Here is a 15,573-nt window from a genome sequence, read left to right as displayed (position 1 = left end):
AATCGTTCAATTAAAGATAACAGGGAGTGTTAATGCCTAAGGTTGGAATGCCTGACATACGAAAGCCACAACTCGTACAGGCCACCATGACGGTGATTGAACAAGTTGGATTACACGCTGCTAGCATTGCCTTGATCAGCCGCCAAGCTGGGGTATCAACCGGGATCATTAATCATTATTTTGGTGGTAAGCACGGCTTATTAGAAGAAACCATGCGCGTTATCCTTCGTGAGCACTCACTCACCGTGACGAATGCGTTAAGCAAACTCAAAAAGGACGCTCATCAAGCGCGAATTAATGCCATCGTGCAAGCCAATTTCGCCGGCTTTCAAACCCAAAGTCACGTCGTCAAAACTTGGTTAGCCTTCTGGTCATATTCGATGCATGACCCACAACTCAACCGTTTACAACGGGTGAATGAAAAACGGCTAATTTCTCATTTACACATTGAACTCAAAGCATTACTCCCCAAAGCTCATGCCCAACGAGTTGCGCAGGGCATCGCAGCTCTAATCGATGGTTTCTGGCTACGTGGTGCGCTTAATCCCAACGGGATTAATGCCGACCAAGCGCAGCACTTAATTAACGATTACTTACAACAACAACTCGCTCAACATGTAGCACTTACTCAATAGGTCTTTATATGGAAATCGCTTCACTTTATATCGATGGCGTGCTTTGCTATGCGTCATCGGGAGAAACTTTCACCAGCTACAACCCCGCAACCGGAGAGCCACTGGCCATTTTAGGTCAAGCTAGCACCAGCGACGTGCAAGCGGCGATTGATTCCGCTCAACGAGGATTTGCGATTTGGTCAGCCATGACCGCGACCGAGCGTAGCCGAATTTTGTTAAAGGCTGTCGCCATCCTCCGTGAACGTAACGATGAGCTAGCCAAACTCGAAGTCCAAGATACCGGCAAACCGATTCAAGAAGCGCTTGCCGTTGACATCACCACGGGCGCCGATGTGATCGAGTACTTTGCCGGTCTCGCCCCAACGCTGCAGGGTGAGCAGCAACCACTCTCAAACAGCCAGTTTTTTTACACCCGTAAAGAGCCTCTAGGAATTTGCGCTGGAATTGGCGCCTGGAACTATCCAATCCAAATTGCGATGTGGAAATCAGCGCCTACTTTAGCAGCAGGTAATGCAATGATTTTTAAGCCATCAGAAGAAACGCCGCTCAGCGTACTCAAACTGGCCGAAATTTTTACACAAGCCGGTTTACCTGATGGCGTGTTTAACGTAGTGCAAGGAGATGCCCGAGTGGGACAAATGCTCACCGCTCACCCTGAGATAGCCAAAGTGTCTTTCACTGGGGAAAGTGGAACCGGTAAAGCGGTGATGGCCGATAGCGCGAAAACGTTAAAATCAGTGACCATGGAGCTGGGCGGTAAATCCCCCTTGATCATTTTTGATGATGCTAAGCTCGACCAAGCCGTCTCAGCGGCGATGACCGCTAACTTCTATACCCAAGGCGAAGTGTGTACTCACGGCACTCGAGTGTTTGTGCATCAATCCATTTACCCAGCGTTTATTGAACAACTCAAAGCACGCACAGAAGCTCTGGTTGTTGGCGATCCGATGGATCCAAATACTCAAGTAGGTTCGCTGATCTCTCAACAACATTTTGACAAAGTGCTGTCAGCGATAGATAGCGCCAAACAAAGTGGAGCTACCCTGCTCACCGGCGGAAAAGCGGTCACGGAAGGTTCATGCGCTAAGGGTTACTTTGTTGCTCCCACAGTGTTTGTCGATTGTGACGATGAAATGGCCTTTGTCCAACAAGAGATCTTTGGCCCAGTAATGGCGGTGCTGAGCTTTACGGATGAACAAGAAGTCATTCAACGTGCCAACAATACAGACTATGGCTTAGCCGCTGGGGTGTTTACCCAAAACCTAGCGCGTGCTCATCGTGTTATCCACCAGCTACAAGCCGGTATTTGCTGGATCAATACATGGGGTGACTCTCCAGCGCAAATGCCTGTCGGTGGTTACAAACTATCGGGAGTGGGAAGAGAAAATGGTATCGAAACTTTAACTCACTATACCCAAACCAAAAGCGTGTTAATCGAACTCGATGACTTCGTCGGCCCTTATGCTTAAGGAGTGATCATGAAACAGCATTATGACTATATTATTATCGGTGCCGGCTCGGCCGGCTGTGTGTTAGCCGATAGATTAAGTGAAAATCCAGATAACTCGGTGTTATTACTTGAAGCTGGCGGCAGTGATAAAAGCATTTTTATTCAAATGCCAACCGCCCTATCTTACCCGATGAACAGCGCCAAATACGCTTGGCAATTTGAATCTCTCGCTGAGCCCGGACTTGATGGTCGAAAACTACATTGTCCACGCGGCAAAGTCTTAGGAGGCAGCTCTTCCATCAACGGCATGGTTTATGTCAGAGGCCATGCTTGTGACTTTGATGAATGGCAACAGCACGGTGCACAAGGCTGGGATTACGCCTCATGTTTACCCTACTTCAAACGTGCCGAATCATGGAGTCAAGGAGCAGATACCTATCGAGGCGGTGACGGCCCAGTCGCTACCTGCAACGGTAACGAAATGACGCTCAACCCACTTTACCAAGCTTTTATTGAAGCTGGTGAACAAGCTGGCTACCCGAAAACCGACGATTACAATGGCTACCAACAAGAAGGTTTTGGGCCAATGCATATGACGGTTAATAACGGAGTGCGCGCTTCAACCTCCAATGCCTATTTAAAACGTGCTTTAGCTCGACCTAACTTAACCCTGCTTAAAGGCGTACTGACGCGTAAAGTACTACTCAAAGATAAACGCGCGATTGGCGTCGAATTTGAAAAAGGCGGCCAAACCCAAGTGGCGTTTGCTAATCAAGAGGTCATTTCCAGCGCTGGCTCAATTGGTTCCGTACAATTACTGCAATTATCGGGGATTGGCCCTCGTGATGTATTAGAGAGTGCTGGCATTAAAGTGCAACACCAACTACCCGGCGTGGGTGAAAACCTGCAAGATCACTTAGAAGTTTATTTTCAGTATCGCTGCCAACAACCGATCACGTTAAACAGCAAACTCGGTTTAATCAGCAAAGGGATGATCGGCACCCAGTGGATCTTGACTAAACAAGGCCTAGGGGCAACCAACCATTTTGAATCTTGTGGCTTTATTCGCTCACGCGCCGGACTCAAATGGCCAAATATTCAATACCACTTTTTACCAGCCGCGATGCGTTACGATGGCCAAACCGCGTTTGATGGTCATGGTTTTCAAGTGCATGTTGGTCCCAATAAACCACACAGTCGCGGCCGGGTTTGGATTCGCTCCAGCGATCCAAAGCAAAAGCCAGCGATTCTGTTCCGTTATTTATCACACCAACAAGATATTCAAGATTGGCGAGATTGCATTCGCTTAACCCGTGAGTTACTCGCGCAGCCCGCATTAGATGACTATCGTGGTGAAGAGATTCAACCCGGTTTATCCATTAGCAGCGATGAAGCGATTGATAATTGGGTTAAACAAAATGTTGAGAGTGCCTATCACCCCTCTTGTAGCTGCAAAATGGGCTCAGCTGACGATGCCATGGCTGTAGTGGATAACCAGTGCCGAGTGTTTGGTATTCAAGGGCTAAGAGTTGTCGATTCCTCGATCTTCCCCACCATACCGAACGGTAATTTGAATGCTCCGACAATCATGGTTGCCGAACGTGCCGCTGATATGATCCTCAATAAATCGCTGTTACCTGCTGAATCCGCGCCTGTGTGGATTGCAGACAGTTGGCATAATAAACAGCGTAGCCGAGCAGCCATTCGACCAATGGAACGCTCAACTTCTCAGGAAAATAGTTCAATGACAAGGAAACATTATGCTTAAAATGACCACCTATCTCTCCGTCGCTGCATTATCATTCAATGCTTATGCTAACCAATGTCAAACGGTTCGCTTCGCCGATGTCGGCTGGACAGATATTACCGCCACCACCGCCGTAGCAAGTGAAATCCTGCAAGGACTCGGTTATCAGACTCGCACTCAATTACTCTCCGTACCCGTGACCTACTCTTCGATGGCTAATGGAGATATTGACGTATTCCTTGGCAACTGGATGCCAACCATGGAAGCCGACATCGCCCGTTACCGTGAAGCAGGGACCGTTGAAACCGTACGTGCTAACCTAGAAGGCGCAAAGTATACCCTAGCCGTCCCTCAGTATGTCTATGATGCAGGCATTACCTCTTTTGCCGATCTCGCCAAACACAGTGATAAATTCCGTAATCGAATCCTTGGCTTAGAGCCTGGCAATGACGGCAACCGCACCTTGCTGTCTATGATTGAAGATGACGCCTATGGCCTCGGTGAGTTTTCGATTGTTGAATCGAGCGAAGCGGGCATGCTCTCACAAATTCAACGCTCTGTACGTCGTCAACAATGGGTGGCTTTTCTTGGCTGGGAACCACATCCAATGAATACTATGGTTGATATGGTTTATTTAAGTGGTGGTGATGATTACTTTGGTCCTAATTACGGTGGCGCTAGTGTTCACACTAACGTGCGTCAAAACTACCTTAATGAATGTGAAAACGTTGGTAATTTCTTAACTAACCTCGTCTTTAGCTTAGAAAGTGAGAATAAGTTAATGGATGCTATCCTCAACCAAAATCAATCCCCTGAACAAGCGGCTCAGCAATGGCTACAAGCGAATCCTGAAACGCTAAGCCGCTGGCTCGACAATGTAACCACCATTGACGGCCAACCAGCTCTTGCCGCTGTAAACCTATATTTATCTCGCTAATTTTTACCCCTCGCGTGGCGATAGCTTCACCGCCATCGCCAAGTGAATAAGGAACTATGCTTATGATTACTGAACACAAAATTCCTCTCGGACAATGGATGGAGTCGTTTGTTGACTGGCTGACTATTCATGGAGAACGATTTTTTGATGTGATCGCTTTTGTATTAGAAAGTAGTATTTTATTGTTAATTGATCTATTTAAAGCCATGCCACCAGCCGCTCCCATTTTGATCACGGCCGCTTTGGCTTGGTGGCTACATCGCAGCTTCTCTCTGGTCATTTTCATCATTGCTTCATTACTACTGATTCTTAACCTTGGCTACTGGCAAGAAATGCTGGAAACCTTTGTTTTGGTGTTTGCCGCAACAACGATTTCCGTATTAATTGGCGTACCAATTGGTATTATGGCTGCTCATCGAGCTTGGCTATACACCCTATTGAGACCGATTCTTGATTTGATGCAAACCGTACCAACGTTTGTCTACCTGATCCCGACCCTAGTTTTATTCGGTCTTGGCATTGTGCCGGGGCTGATCTCAACGATTATTTTTGCCATTGCCGCCCCGATTCGTCTGACCTATTTAGGAGTAACCCGAGTTCCAGAAGAGCTGCTTGAAGCAGGGAAAGCTTTTGGCGCTAGCAAAATGAAGCTGTTGTTTAAAGTCGAACTTCCCGCCGCTTTACCCAGTATCATGGCCGGTATCACCCAATGTATTATGCTTTCGCTCTCAATGGTGGTCATCGCAGCCTTAGTCGGTGCCGATGGTCTTGGTAAACCCGTCATTCGCGCCCTCAATACGGTTAATATTTCCCAAGGCTTTGAAGCCGGTCTCGCCATTGTATTGGTTGCCATCATTCTTGACCGTTTATGTAAGACGCCGCAACGTAAGGAAAACAGCTAATGAATGCGATCACGATACGTAACCTTGATGTCGTCTTTGGCGACAATCCCCAACCTGCATTGGATTTACTCGATCAAGGCAAGTCACGCCAAGAAATTAATGCTGCAACCGGCACTGTGGTTGGCGTGAATAACGTGAGCCTTGATGTTGAACAAGGTGAAATTTGCGTACTCATGGGGCTGTCCGGTTCCGGTAAATCAAGCTTGCTACGCGCTATTAATGGCTTAAATTCGGTGTCTCGTGGTTCGCTACAAGTTCAAGATGGCCAACAGTCCATTAATCTGGCCGATTGTAATCAAACCAGCCTCCGTCAACTGAGAATGCACAAAGTCTCAATGGTGTTTCAAAAGTTTGCTTTAATGCCATGGTTAACCGTGCTGGATAACGTCGCTTTTGGTTTAGAAATGCAGGGCGTTGGTAAAAAACAACGTCGCCAGCAAGCCAGAGAAAAGCTACAAATGGTTGATCTACAAGAGTGGGAAGATAAATACCCACATGAACTCTCAGGCGGAATGCAGCAAAGGGTTGGACTCGCCCGAGCCTTTGCCATAGACAGCGACATACTATTAATGGATGAGCCTTTCTCTGCTCTTGATCCTTTAATTCGTAGTCAGCTACAAGATGAGCTATTAAGCTTACAGAAGAAACTCAATAAAACCATCGTCTTTGTCAGCCATGATCTCGATGAAGCGTTAAAAATCGGCACCCATATTGCCATTATGGAATCAGGAGAGCTGATCCAACATGGCACACCGGAAGAGATTGTATTAACCCCTACCAATCAATACGTCAAAGATTTCGTCGCTCATACCAATCCATTGAATGTACTGAAAGGTCGTTCGTTAATGAAAGACGCATCCTCTTTCAGTCAAGATCAACAACGCTGGCAAGTTTGCTCGCAACGTGATTTATGGTTAGAACATAAGGAACAAGGTTGGCAGTTAACTGGCACTAATCATCAACCCCCCTCATTACAGCTGATGACTTGGCAATCGGGGATGCCAACCACGGAACTAAACTCGACCACTTTAGTGATGACCAGTCCTGAAATAAGTATGCGTGATGCGATAGAGATCCGTTACAAAACCGGCCTACCTATCCTACTCATCGATAAGCAGCAACTTGTTGGCACGCTAAATGACGATGATTTCTATCACGCGCTATTAGGTAAATATCATCAAGCCGCTTAATCGCTTTGTGACTCATCGCTATCAGTTAACAGGCTTGCTTATCTAATAGCTAATAAAAAGCACCAAGACCATTATTCTTTGTCTTGGTGCTTTATCCACACTGCTCAACAATCATCACTTCAGGAGTGTTTGGGCTAAAATGACACATCAATTCCACTCAAGTGTCACAGTCTCCGTCAAAGTGATGACAAACTCTTGCTGGCTTATGTTTCACGTGAAACATATCCTCCAGAATACACCGAGTGCCAATCTTGCCATACTGCAGCTAATCCTTGCGCTTCTATCATAGCCGCCACTTTTGCTGCGCTTCGCTGATCACTAATCGAAAATTGCTCCAGTTCTGATTTGTTATCTGCATACCCTCCCGGTTGGGTTTTCGAAGCTGCCGACATACTAGTGATACCAAGCAACATAGCATGATCGCGAAATTCAGCCGATTCACGAGTAGAGAGCGATAACTCAACCTGCGAATTAAATAAACGAAAGGCACAAATTAACTGCACCAACTGTTTATCTGTCATCAGTGACTTGGGAGGCCCCCCTCCCGCACAAGGCCGTAAGCGCGGAAAAGAAATTGAATAGCGACTTTGCCAATAGGTCTTCTCTAAATAATCGAGATGTGTTGCGACATAAAAACTTTCCGTACGCCAATCATCCAGACCAATTAAAGCCCCTAACCCGATTTTATCAATCCCAGCTTTGGCAAGGCGATCTGGAGTCGCTAACCTAAATTCAAAATCGGTTTTCTTGCCACGTAAATGATGCTGAGCATAAGTAGAAGGATGATACGTCTCCTGATAAACCATCACCGCATCTAAACCTAAGCTTTTTAATTCCGCATATTCCTCTTGTGCTAACGGCTGCACCTCCATTGCGACATGATGAAAAGCGGACTTTATTAAAGGTAACATTTGCCGAAAGTAGTTGATGCCGACTTTACTTTCATGCTCACCCGTTACCAATAACACACTATCAAAGTTCATTTTTTTAATGGCATTAATTTCTCGCTCTATCTCATCAGTATCCAGCGTTTTCCGCTTAATGCGATTTTCCATCGAAAAGCCGCAATAGCTACAACTATTGGCACATAAGTTCGATAGATACAGCGGCACATACAAGCCCATCGTATGGCCGAAGCGTTGGCGAGTAGCAGCATAAGACAACTGAGCCATCTGCTCAAGGTATGGCTCAGCGGCTGGTGATAGCAAGGCCTGGAAATCGGTTAATGTCCTAACTGGCTTGGCTAACGCCCGCTCGACATCTGTAGTTGTCTTGCTGTATATGGATAGTTTAATATCATCCCAATTAAGCTCAGCAAAGCGATTTAGAAAGCTCATAGTATCAATCCAAAAAAGCGGTCAACGGACTTGAGGCCACCGCTTGTTGACCACGAGCGGCTAAGCCTGCTTGATAAGCTAAGCGTCCGGTTTCGACCGCTTGCTTAAAAGCCTGCCCCATTAAAACGGGATCAGCGGCAGTAGCAATCGCAGTATTGACTAATACCGCATCCGCGCCCATTTCCATCGCTAACATCGCATCAGAAGGGGCGCCAATGCCGGCATCAATAATTACTGGCACATTGGCTTGTTCAATGATGATCTTTAGAAAGTCTTGCGTTCTTAACCCCTGGTTACTTCCAATCGGCGCTCCCAATGGCATAACCGCCGCGCAGCCAACCTCTTCCAAGCGTTTACATAACACAGGGTCGGCGTGGCAATAAGGTAAAACAATAAATCCCTCTTTCACTAATTGTTCAGAGGCCAGTAAAGTTTCGATCGGATCGGGCATTAAATATTTCGGATCTGGGTGGATTTCCAGTTTAAGCCAATTCGTTTGCAGCGCCTCTCGAGCAAGATGGGCAGCATAAATCGCTTCACGGGCGGTTTTCGCTCCTGAAGTATTGGGCAATAGCTGAACACCAGCAGCGATCAAGGGCGCGAGAATGTCATCCTCACGGTGCTGTAAATCGACTCGCTTTAAAGCCATCGTCACCAACTGCGATTGGCTAGCGGCTATCGCTGCTGCCATGGTGTGGCGATTGGCAAACTTGCCAGTGCCAGTTAATAGTCGTGATTGAAACTGAGTTCCTGCAATAGTTAACATCATTAACCTCCTGCGATGGCTTGAAATATGGCAATCGTGTCACCGTCGTTAACTATGGTTTGCTCCCATAAACCTTGGGGAATAATGCCATCATTAAGCGCAAATACACTGCCCACGGTGGGTAACTGTAATTGCTGTTGTAATTCAGCAATGGTGATCGGTTGTGCTAATTGCTGCAGCTGTTGATTAATAGTCACAGAGATGGTCATTAGGTAATCTCCTCTTGGTGAAAATGATCAGCAAAAGATGACGTTGCTGTTGAAGATGCTGAATGACACACCGGACAGTCAGGATCAGCCGCTAATTGCCATTGCTGCCAACTTAACTTGTGTCCATCAAAATAGTGCAGCTGTTGATATTTAACCGGACCAATATCGAGCAAGACTTGTAAAGTCATTAAGGCTTGTAGATTACCTATCATGCCTACGACCGGTCCAACGACCCCACTATCACTGCAATTACGCGCTGAGTTATGCTCAGCCACTAGACAACGATAGCAAGCGGTATGTGGCTGACGAAAATTAAACGCGATACATTGACCTTGCCAACCAATCGCTGAGCCAGAAATCAGTACAGCACCATGCTGGAGACAAACTTGGTTTATCGCAAAGCGCGTGACACTATTATCACTACAGTCGACAACAACATCGGCCATCGGTACTTCTAAATTTAATAGCGCCTCATCCATCCGCCGATTGACGCAACGGATGCGTACTTCAGGGTTTAAGCGCTGTAGAGATTGCTGTAAAGCAGAGACTTTCGACATTCCTACTTGTTGAGTTTGAAAAGCGATTTGTCGAGATAAGTTAGAGACTTCTACCGTATCGTCATCAGCTAGGATCAGTTTGCCAACCCCTGCAGCGGCAAGATATTGGCCTACCGCATTGCCTAAACCGCCACAACCAATAATCAACACCTTGCTTGCGAGGAATGTGATTTGCCCTTGCTCAGCAATATCAGGCAAACAAATCTGACGTTGATAACGTAAAAATTGCTTATCCGTTAACATCGGCCACCTCCTGAGTTGATAGCTTTTGCTCCTGCGGCTTACTGGCTAGTTGAGCTTGGAGATGCTTAACTGCGGCGTGTACATCATCGGCCTCAGTAATGGCACGCACGACGGCAACACTGGCAACGCCACATTCCACTACCGATTGAATATTGGTTAAATCAATACCCCCGATCGCTACCGTTGGTAACTCTCCCTTAATGGTACTGTCTCGTTCTATAGTGAGTTGTTGATCGAGAGCTGAGGCGGGCGCTAAATATCGATAGTCGGTACTGCTATCTACTAACTGCTGGTATAGCGCCAAACGTACCAACCCCTGAGGACGTGAAGGCATTTGCTTGGTTGTGGTAGGAAAGATATGCCCTAATGCGATATAACTCGGCCTGATTTTTAACGCGGTCAGTAATTCAAAGTAACCATGGGTTGATAACCCTAAGTGGATGTTAGCCTTAGCTAAAGCATCAAGATCCGCTGATTGTAAATCTTCTTGGCCTAAATGAACGCCAAATGCACCATGCTTAAGCGCCAATGGCCAATAATCATTAATAAAGACCTGAGCTTGATATTGACGGCCCAATTCAATCGCACGAACAATTTGCTGTTCTAAATCCACTTGCTGAGGATTTTTTATCCGTAGCTGAAGTGTGTTTATGCCGAGCTTAAGCAAGGATTCTACCCAAGCGATATTATCCACCACCGGATAAAGACCTAAGCTCTGTTTAGCCAGTGAAGGAAAGCTAAACGCTACTGTTTTTTCAGTTTCCTCGATCAAGCAGGACTGCACTGTTGGGAAATGCCCATAATCCTTTGGCCATGTTTCACGTGAAACATTCAGCGCAGCCCTAGCGATGCATAAAGCATCTTCAAGGTGAAACTCCAAACATAGTGCCGCGACCAACCACGCTAAATGATGCCAAGCCTGGGCTGGAGATAACATCGCCCCCGATAGGAACATTAATTCACCATCGGTATGACGCCAAATATCCCTTTGCTGACCTTTATAAGCAGCGCCAATCAGTAAGGTGGCTGAGGCTAGGTTATCAATATCACTATCGCTCTTACGCGACTGATAGCCAATGGCAATAGATGCCAAGTTTTGCCGTGATGGCTCTAAGCCTGAGAAAGAAGGAAAGAGATCCGTCTGCAACGAGTAACGATGCTGGCCAAGCAGCTGCATCGATTGGGTTGGACTAACGCCCAACTCAATCGATTCGATCGCAAAACCTTGCTGCTTAGCAAGCAATAATGCTTGCTGAACGGCTCCCGTTAACTCAATACAATGAGCAGGGATTAATAGTTTCACGCTTTATTCCTCCGCTGTCACCGCTGGATGATACAACTGCGAACCGGAGGCACGAAACTCTTGCGATTTTTGCTGCATGCCTTGTAAAGGACTTTCCAGCATAGTGACCGAAATAGCCTGATCCGCCGCCACTTGCTGTACATCGTTAGCGTACTCTCTCACTTCTTGAGAGATCTTCATCGAGCAAAATTTAGGACCACACATTGAGCAGAAATGAGCAACTTTGCCAGATTCTTGCGGTAAGGTTTCATCATGAAAAGCTTTAGCAGTGATCGGATCAAGCGATAAGTTAAACTGGTCTTGCCAACGAAATTCAAAACGAGCCTTCGATAACGCATTATCTCTTACCTGAGCACCGGGATGACCTTTCGCTAAATCCGCCGCATGAGCTGCCAACTTATAGGTAATTAAGCCGGTTTTTACGTCTTCTTTATTCGGTAAGCCTAAATGCTCTTTGGGTGTCACATAGCACAGCATGGCGCAACCAAACCAGCCTATCATCGCCGCACCAATTCCTGACGTGATATGATCATAACCCGGTGCAATATCGGTGGTTAAAGGGCCTAAAGTATAAAAAGGCGCTTCATGACAATGCTTAAGTTGCTCGTCCATATTGGCTTTAATCATATGCATGGGTACATGGCCAGGCCCTTCAATCATCACCTGAACATCATACTCCCAAGCAATTTTAGTCAACTCACCAAGGGTCCTTAATTCGGCAAATTGCGCCTCATCATTGGCATCAGCAATCGATCCAGGACGTAAACCGTCACCAAGCGATAAAGAAATATCATATTGGGCACAGATTTCACAAATCTCACGAAAATGGGTGTATAAGAAATTTTCTTGGTGATGGGCAAGGCACCATTTAGCAATGATAGAGCCGCCACGGGAGACAATCCCAGTAACACGTTTTGCGGTCATCGGTACATAACGCAACAGCACGCCTGCATGAATGGTAAAATAGTCAACTCCCTGCTCCGCTTGCTCTAACAAGGTATCGCGCATCACCTGCCAGGTCAGATTTTCAGCAACGCCGTTAACCTTTTCTAACGCTTGATACATAGGAACAGTGCCTATAGGTACTGGGCTATTACGTAAAATCCACTCCCGAGTTTCATGAATGTTACGTCCAGTGGATAAATCCATTACCGTATCTGCCCCCCAACGGGTGGCCCAAACCAACTTCTCCACCTCTTCTTCAATAGAAGAGCTCACTGAAGAATTACCGATATTCGCGTTCACTTTGACTAAAAAGTTGCGGCCGATGATCATGGGTTCAGATTCAGGATGATTGATATTACAAGGAATGATCGCTCGTCCAGCCGCGACCTCTTGACGGACAAATTCAGCGCTAATCTCAGCAGGTAAATGGGCACCAAAGTTTTCACCTGGGTGCTGATGATTAAGCTGCTGATCTTGATACTCTCGCCGTCCCATATTTTCACGTAAGGCGATAAACTCCATCTCAGGTGTAATCACTCCCTGTTTGGCATAATGTAACTGAGTGACTCGTTTACCCACCTTGGCTCGTCGAATATCAGGCAGCTGACCATATCTCAGCTCATCGAGAGTTTCATCGGCTAAGCGCTGACGGGCAAACTCTGAACTCATCACCGGTAGCGTTTCAATATCACCACGCTCTGCAATCCATGAATCACGCAGCTTAGGTAAGCCATGCTTTAAATTGATCGTATAGTTTGGATCGGTATAGACACCTGAGGTGTCATAAACAGGGATGGGTTGATTTGCTGAATAGATCGGTGCTTGTTTAGTGCCACCAATCAAGCTGTCAGCTAAAGTAATTTCGCGCATCGGTACACGAATATCTGGTTTCGAGCCTTGAATATAAACTTTATTAGAATTGGGGTAAGGTTGAACTGAAAGTGAATCAATAAACTGTTTTGCTTCCAGTCTCGCTTGTTTACGAATCGACATAGCATTTTCCTGTGTTATTCATTAGGGATAATGCTTGACGGAAAGATGCAACAAGAGGGGATCAACAGATCAGTGGTGTGTAGATAGGGTTACAATAAGACACCACAAATTGTCTTCTCTTGTTCCCTTCGCAGGTATTAGCCTGATCAGGTTCAACGGATCCCGAATAAACGGTCTCAGCCATATGGCACTCCGACAAGTGAAAACTAGCATACAAGATTATATAAATTTAGCAATCTAGTGATAACAGCAAAATAGTTAATACTTATTGCTTATTCTTTTTACTCGCCATCGCCTGAGCGACGGTTTGGTCTATTTTAGGTGGTTGATAAGGAGAAATACGTTTAGCCACCGCAATACGTTGTGAACCATAAATACCAGTATGACCACTGGCGTAATAAGCAATAAAACAAACTAAAGCAAAGTAGATCAGATGATCAGCCCCAAACAATTCAACCCCCATAATAATGCAAGCTAGAGGAGTATTGGCGGCGGCAGCAAACACCGCTAAAAAGCCTAGCGCAGCGAACAGCTCAACTGGTGCCCCCATTACCCATGCGAGGAAATTACCTAATGTGGCTCCAATAAAGAATAAGGGAGTAACTTCGCCACCTTTAAAGCCAGCTGCTAAAGTTATCGCCGTTAAAATCAATTTTAATATCCAGCTATTCCATTCAGCGCCACCGGCCTCAAATGCAGAAGTGATGCTCACTCCACCTTCACGTATAGGATAAACACCAATACCAATATAGTCATAGTTACCAATTAACTTAACGATAGCAATCACTAACAAACCACCACAAAATACAATTAAATAAGGATTGCGTAACCTACGTAGAAACCAAGCTTTCAAGCCTGATGTTAGTTCACTAAACAGTAAACCCACTAAGCCAAATATCACGCCAGCAATCAATATCTTGCCAGTTAAAATAAAATCAATCGATATAGGATGCTCAAACAAACTATTGAACTGTGCAAAGCCGATATTGTAGTGCGTATGATGAGCCCCTACCGCACTGCATACCACATCCGCTAAAACCGCAGCAATCAATGCCGGTAGTAATGCTTGATATTTAATCCTACCGACTGACAGGACTTCCACGGCAAAAATAGCTCCCGCAATCGGGGTGCCAAACACCGAACCAAACCCCGCGGCAATTCCTGCAACCAATATAGAGCGTTGATCAGATTCATCCAGTTTAAACACGCGACTAAACCAAGCTGATACCGCGCCGCCAATTTGCACCGCCGTACCTTCCCGTCCCGCAGAGCCACCGAATAAATGAGTAACGACTGTCGCAACAAGTACAAAAACACTCATCCGAAAAGGAATTTTCTCATTCGATTGATGAATTTGGTCGATAATCAGATTGTTACCGCGCTCGGAAATACCTCCCCACTGGCGATAAAAAAAGACTAATCCTAAACCAGCAATAGGAAGCCCATAAATTAAATACGGGTTATCGACACGAGTTTGAGTCGCAACTTCCAAAGCCCATAAGAAAAAAGCATTCATCAAGCCGACTAAAATTGCTAATGGGGTAACTAGCAATGTCCAACGTAATGTTTGTAATACAACGTGAGGTAAATGATCCAGAGATTTGATAGACAAAATTTATGCTCCCAATGATGTACAAATCACTTAATAATGATTTGCTTCACTTCCACCAATCATCATTCAATAACGAGATTCAGCGCTAACTAAATAGATAACAGGCATAATAATAGTCGTGATTAATGTAAATAACGTAGCGAAACACTGATTAAGCGTCTTTAAAAAGCGTTAACTTTATAATACTGAATAATAAGCAATAAACGGTGTGAGGATAAAATTGGTTCTTTGAGGTGTGCATCATTGCTTCACTCTTAAAAAAAGGGATAAAACGCAATGATTCTGTGATGAGCCAAATGAGCTGTACACAGACACAACAAGAACTTATCTTGTTATCTCATTGCATGTACAGACGTCATCAGCTTGAAAAGCGGTTTAGCATAACTGCTAGGTGGAACATCATCACCTAGCCGCATTTTACCTAACCAACAGCATTAAACAACACTTAGAATAAGGTTTATTTTGGGACTCTATCAGTGGAGCGGACGGGACTCCCTGCCGTTGAACAACCAGCGCGCCCCCCGGTGTGACAGGCGGGTATTCTATTCAATTAAACTTATCCGCTGCCTGCTTTTATCTGCTATTGATTACCAACCAATAAAAAAATCCCCAGCATTGCTGCTAGGGACTCTTATCAGTGGCGGAGCGGACGGGACTCGAACCCGCGACCCCCGGCGTGACAGGCCGGTATTCTAACCAACTGAACTACCGCTCCACATTGTCTTGTTACTCGATAAAGTCTGATTG

13 protein-coding genes, 1 tRNA gene and 2 riboswitches are annotated in these 15,573 nt (G+C 45.8%); of the genes, 6 read left to right on the top strand and 8 right to left on the bottom strand.

All coding sequences use genetic code 11. The annotated features are described in order from the left end of the window. The first annotated feature begins 32 nt into the window (after positions 1–32). From betI to choV, 6 genes are read left to right on the top strand one after another with little or no spacing between them, the layout of a single operon-like run. A complete protein-coding gene (betI, locus tag CAG58_RS10725; protein WP_161426112.1) occupies positions 33–635 on the top strand; it encodes a transcriptional regulator BetI in 603 nt (200 codons plus the stop codon). An 8-nt stretch (positions 636–643) separates the two neighbouring features. After that, on the top strand, positions 644–2,104 hold the full coding sequence (gene betB, locus CAG58_RS10720; RefSeq protein WP_161426111.1) for a betaine-aldehyde dehydrogenase: 1,461 nt from the start codon (positions 644–646) through the stop codon (positions 2,102–2,104). A 9-nt stretch (positions 2,105–2,113) separates the two neighbouring features. Continuing rightward, the gene (gene betA / locus CAG58_RS10715; RefSeq protein WP_161426110.1) at positions 2,114–3,853 is read left to right on the top strand and encodes a choline dehydrogenase; all 1,740 of its coding nucleotides are present in this window, start codon (positions 2,114–2,116) and stop codon (positions 3,851–3,853) included. Further along, the gene (locus tag CAG58_RS10710) at positions 3,846–4,769 is read left to right on the top strand and encodes a choline ABC transporter substrate-binding protein (RefSeq protein WP_161426109.1); all 924 of its coding nucleotides are present in this window, start codon (positions 3,846–3,848) and stop codon (positions 4,767–4,769) included. The genes betA and CAG58_RS10710 overlap by 8 nt, the downstream gene beginning before the upstream one ends. Positions 4,770–4,825: 56 nt before the next feature. Next, the gene (gene choW, locus CAG58_RS10705) at positions 4,826–5,671 is read left to right on the top strand and encodes a choline ABC transporter permease subunit (RefSeq protein ID WP_040903560.1); all 846 of its coding nucleotides are present in this window, start codon (positions 4,826–4,828) and stop codon (positions 5,669–5,671) included. Continuing rightward, positions 5,671–6,861 carry a choline ABC transporter ATP-binding protein gene (gene choV / locus CAG58_RS10700; RefSeq protein WP_161426108.1) on the top strand — a complete coding sequence of 397 codons (1,191 nt, stop codon included), beginning with the start codon at positions 5,671–5,673 and terminating at the stop codon, positions 6,859–6,861. Before choW ends, choV begins: the two co-directional genes overlap by 1 nt. 203 nt (positions 6,862–7,064) lie before the next feature. Here the strand turns inward: choV and thiH are convergent, their stop codons facing one another. The 8 genes from thiH to CAG58_RS10660 all read right to left on the bottom strand — a co-directional run bounded on the left by thiH (position 7,065) and on the right by CAG58_RS10660 (position 15,541). After that, positions 7,065–8,198, bottom strand: a complete 1,134-nt coding sequence (gene thiH / locus CAG58_RS10695; protein WP_161426107.1) for a 2-iminoacetate synthase ThiH — start codon at positions 8,196–8,198, stop codon at positions 7,065–7,067. A 4-nt stretch (positions 8,199–8,202) separates the two neighbouring features. Continuing rightward, positions 8,203–8,964 carry a thiazole synthase gene (locus CAG58_RS10690; protein ID WP_161426113.1) on the bottom strand — a complete coding sequence of 254 codons (762 nt, stop codon included), beginning with the start codon at positions 8,962–8,964 and terminating at the stop codon, positions 8,203–8,205. 2 nt (positions 8,965–8,966) lie between these two features. Next, positions 8,967–9,173 carry a sulfur carrier protein ThiS gene (thiS, locus tag CAG58_RS10685; RefSeq protein ID WP_004393834.1) on the bottom strand — a complete coding sequence of 69 codons (207 nt, stop codon included), beginning with the start codon at positions 9,171–9,173 and terminating at the stop codon, positions 8,967–8,969. Then, complete coding sequence (locus CAG58_RS10680; RefSeq protein WP_161426106.1) at positions 9,173–9,973, bottom strand: HesA/MoeB/ThiF family protein; 801 nt, start codon at positions 9,971–9,973, stop codon at positions 9,173–9,175. The genes thiS and CAG58_RS10680 overlap by 1 nt, the downstream gene beginning before the upstream one ends. Beyond that, the gene (locus CAG58_RS10675; RefSeq protein ID WP_161426105.1) at positions 9,960–11,276 is read right to left on the bottom strand and encodes a thiamine phosphate synthase; all 1,317 of its coding nucleotides are present in this window, start codon (positions 11,274–11,276) and stop codon (positions 9,960–9,962) included. Before CAG58_RS10675 ends, CAG58_RS10680 begins: the two co-directional genes overlap by 14 nt. Positions 11,277–11,279: 3 nt before the next feature. Continuing rightward, positions 11,280–13,214: a phosphomethylpyrimidine synthase ThiC gene (gene thiC / locus CAG58_RS10670; RefSeq protein WP_161426104.1), complete on the bottom strand. Its 1,935-nt coding sequence runs from the start codon at positions 13,212–13,214 to the stop codon at positions 11,280–11,282. A 106-nt stretch (positions 13,215–13,320) separates the two neighbouring features. Next, positions 13,321–13,419, bottom strand: a riboswitch (TPP riboswitch). A gap of 60 nt (positions 13,420–13,479) precedes the next feature. Next, entirely contained in the window at positions 13,480–14,826 is a 1,347-nt protein-coding gene (locus tag CAG58_RS10665) for a voltage-gated chloride channel family protein (RefSeq protein WP_158144536.1), read from the bottom strand. Positions 14,827–15,168: 342 nt separating this feature from the next. Beyond that, positions 15,169–15,242: riboswitch (Fluoride riboswitch) on the bottom strand. Between the two features lie 222 nt (positions 15,243–15,464). Next, a tRNA-Asp gene (locus CAG58_RS10660) sits at positions 15,465–15,541 on the bottom strand. Between the last annotated feature and the right edge of the window lie 32 nt (positions 15,542–15,573).

The sequence above is a fragment of the Vibrio sp. V31_P5A7T61 genome, assembly GCF_009904895.1.
Taxonomy (GTDB): Bacteria; Pseudomonadota; Gammaproteobacteria; order Enterobacterales; family Vibrionaceae; genus Vibrio; species Vibrio metschnikovii.
Note: the sequence above shows the minus strand (reverse complement) of the source record. Positions and strands in the feature narration are given on the sequence as shown.

What these genes read in the sequence shown, in the direction of transcription:
- betI (WP_161426112.1), top strand. Translation starts at nt 33, where the DNA reads ATGCCTAAGGTTGGAATGCCTGACATACGAAAGCCACAACTCGTACAG.
- betB (WP_161426111.1), top strand. Translation starts at nt 644, where the DNA reads ATGGAAATCGCTTCACTTTATATCGATGGCGTGCTTTGCTATGCGTCA.
- betA (WP_161426110.1), top strand. Translation starts at nt 2,114, where the DNA reads ATGAAACAGCATTATGACTATATTATTATCGGTGCCGGCTCGGCCGGC.
- CAG58_RS10710 (WP_161426109.1), top strand. Translation starts at nt 3,846, where the DNA reads ATGCTTAAAATGACCACCTATCTCTCCGTCGCTGCATTATCATTCAAT.
- choW (WP_040903560.1), top strand. Translation starts at nt 4,826, where the DNA reads ATGCTTATGATTACTGAACACAAAATTCCTCTCGGACAATGGATGGAG.
- choV (WP_161426108.1), top strand. Translation starts at nt 5,671, where the DNA reads ATGAATGCGATCACGATACGTAACCTTGATGTCGTCTTTGGCGACAAT.
- thiH (WP_161426107.1), bottom strand. Translation starts at nt 8,198, where the DNA reads ATGAGCTTTCTAAATCGCTTTGCTGAGCTTAATTGGGATGATATTAAA.
- CAG58_RS10690 (WP_161426113.1), bottom strand. Translation starts at nt 8,964, where the DNA reads ATGTTAACTATTGCAGGAACTCAGTTTCAATCACGACTATTAACTGGC.
- thiS (WP_004393834.1), bottom strand. Translation starts at nt 9,173, where the DNA reads ATGACCATCTCTGTGACTATTAATCAACAGCTGCAGCAATTAGCACAA.
- CAG58_RS10680 (WP_161426106.1), bottom strand. Translation starts at nt 9,973, where the DNA reads ATGTTAACGGATAAGCAATTTTTACGTTATCAACGTCAGATTTGTTTG.
- thiC (WP_161426104.1), bottom strand. Translation starts at nt 13,214, where the DNA reads ATGTCGATTCGTAAACAAGCGAGACTGGAAGCAAAACAGTTTATTGAT.